The 2,610-nt window shown below is 73.5% G+C and carries 2 protein-coding genes; one reads left to right on the top strand and one right to left on the bottom strand.

Going from position 1 to position 2,610, the window contains the following annotated elements; translation table 11 throughout:
• Positions 1-1,839: choice-of-anchor A family protein (locus G3I41_RS32160; RefSeq protein WP_239081943.1), on the bottom strand; the 1,839-nt coding region annotated here is incomplete at its 3' end.
• Positions 1,840-2,026: 187 nt separating this feature from the next.
• Here G3I41_RS32160 and G3I41_RS32155 point away from each other — a divergent pair.
• On the top strand, positions 2,027-2,610 hold a 584-nt coding region (locus G3I41_RS32155; RefSeq protein WP_164404062.1), incomplete at its 3' end, for a hypothetical protein.

Genomic DNA, 2,610 nt, shown 5'->3' with positions numbered 1-2,610 from the left:
TGTGGGGCTTTCCGTGGCGCCGGTGGGGGACGGGGTGGGTGTGGGGCTTTCCGTGGCGCCGGTGGGGGACGGGGTGGGTGTGGGGCTTTCCGTGGCGCCGGTGGGGGACGGGGTGGGTGTGGGGCTTTCCGTGGCGCCGGTGGGGGACGGGGTGGGTGTGGGGCTTTCCGTGGCGCCGGTGGGGGACGGGGTGGGTGTGGGGCTTTCCGTGGCGCCGGTGGGGGACGGGGTGGGTGTGGGGCTTTCCGTGGCGCCGGTGGGGGACGGGGTGGGTGTGGGGCTTTCCGTGGCGCCGGTGGGGGACGGGGTGGGTGTGGGGCTTTCCGTGGCGCCGGTGGGGGACGGGGTGGGTGTGGGGCTTTCCGTGGCGCCGGTGGGGGACGGGGTGGGTGTGGGGCTTTCCGTGGCGCCGGTGGGGGACGGGGTGGGTGTGGGGCTTTCCGTGGCGCCGGTGGGGGACGGGGTGGGTGTGGGGCTTTCCGTGGCGCCGGTGGGGGACGGGGTGGGTGTGGGGCTTTCCGTGGCGCCGGTGGGGGACGGGGTGGGTGTGGGGCTTTCCGTGGCGCCGGTGGGGGACGGGGTGGGTGTGGGGCTTTCCGTGGCGCCGGTGGGGGACGGGGTGGGTGTGGGGCTTTCCGTGGCGCCGGTGGGGGACGGGGTGGGCGTGGGGCTTTCCGTGGAGTCCGTCGGGGACGGGGTCGGGGTGGGACTTTCCGTATGGCCCGTCGGGCTCGGGGACGGGGAGGGTCCCGTCCCCTCGCAGTCGATGTCGGTGGCGAACGGGAACTCGTGGATCTCACCCGCGTCCACCGAGGAGCCGTCGGCGTCGAGCGGCCCGGCCGTCAGCTCCCGGACGACGATCGAGCCCTCGATGTTGGAGGCGTCGAGGTCCGTGAGGTGGGCGCGGGGCGCGTAGACCGTGCCCTCCAGCGAGTCGCCGTCGGCGATCGTGATGTCGGTGGCGTCGGGGAAGTTCCACAGCATGTACGGGGCCTGGTCGCCCGAGACGCCCGCGAGGTTCGGGATGTGCCAGACGTAAGTGCCGTCCGTGCCGGTCGTGTCGACGTCGACCACGAACGGGGTGTTCGCGTCCGGCTGGTTGTCGAAGACGATCTCGGACAGGTTGTTCAGCTGCTCGCCGGTCAGCCGGAGCACGTTCGTCTCGCCCTCGGTGAGGGTGATGTGCGCGCTCGTCCCGGCGGGGAAGCCGGTCTGGTCGGGCAGCGGGGTGCCTGAGGCGTCGCGCAGGACGACGTTGGTCTCACAGGTGTCGATGGCGTCCGAGCGGTCGCGGAAGTCCGCGAAGAGGGCGTCGAGGTCCGGCAGGCCCGTGGTGTCGGTGACGGACTCGACCGGCTGGTGCACCGTCTGCTGCACGCGGGGCGTGGAGTCGTACCCGGACCCCTCGGCGACGATGTGCGTGTTCACCTCGGCGCCGTTGGAGTCCTCGTCCAGGACCGATGAGCCGGTCGGGTCGCCGACCTTCACGTAGCCGTCGTTGAGGACCTGGAGCACGCCCTGCGGCGAACTGGCCGCGTGATCGATTCTGCCGCCGACGAGCAGGGCGGTCGGGTGGTCGTCGCCGGGCGCGGTGAACGTGCCGGGGGTGTGCAGCGCGACGTTGTACCCCGGCCCGTAGGTGAGGTTCCCGCCGATGGCCACGGACCCCTCGGTCTCCGTGCTGCCCAGGACGGCGTCGTCCTGGACGAGCACCCCGAAGCCGTTGTCCCCGGCCAGCGGGTTGCCGGAGTAGTCGGCCGCGGCGGGGGCGGTGGCGGCGGTGGCGGCGGCCAGGCACAGGAGGCAGGCCGTCGCGGCGAAGGCAGCGGTGCGTTTCATGCCCGGGAACGTAAGCCCGCGAACTCGGAGGTCCTTGGGCGGCGAGGCCGTCGACCACCCGCACGCCCGCCGAAGTCCCCCCACTGGCGGCCATCCGGACCGCTACTTGAGCAGTCGCTCAAACTCCTCTACTGTCTGCACCGTCGCCGTTTGAGCGACTGCTCAAAATGCCCGGGGGTGGGGAATCGTGAGTGGCGGCCTGTACGTCGAGACCCGGATCAGGACCGACCTGGACCGCCTCTGGGAACGCAGCCAGGACCCGGCCCAGCACCAGCGCTGGGACCTGCGGTTCACGCGGATCGCGTACCTGCCGGGTGCGGAGGGGCAGCCGCGGCGCTTCACGTACGGAGTGCGGGTGCTGCCCGGGCTCCTCGTCTCCGGTACGGGGATCTCCGCCGGCGAGCGCCACCGCCCCGACGGGACGCGGACGTCGGCCCTCCGGTTCGCCTGCGCGCATCCGCTGTCGTTCCTGACGGAGGGCCGGGGCTACTGGCGTTACGTGCCCTGCCCGGAGGGCGGCCTCCGCTTCCTCACGGGGTACGACTACGAGCCGCGCTGGGGCCGTCCGGGCCGGCTCGCGGACCGCCTCCTCTTCCGGCCGCTGATGGGCTGGGCGACCGCCTGGTCGTTCGACCGGCTGCGGCTGTGGTGCGAGCGCGGGACCACCCCGGAGCGGGCGCTGTGGCGGGGGCTGGGGGAGGTGGCGGCCCGGCTGCTCCTCGTGGCAGCGGCGGCCTGGGCCGCGCTGCCGGCCGCCGTTCCGGTGCTCGT

The organism is Streptomyces sp. SID9727 (assembly GCF_010550605.1).
Classification (GTDB): Bacteria; Actinomycetota; Actinomycetes; order Streptomycetales; family Streptomycetaceae; genus Streptomyces.
This window is presented reverse-complemented; position numbering and strand designations above follow the sequence as displayed.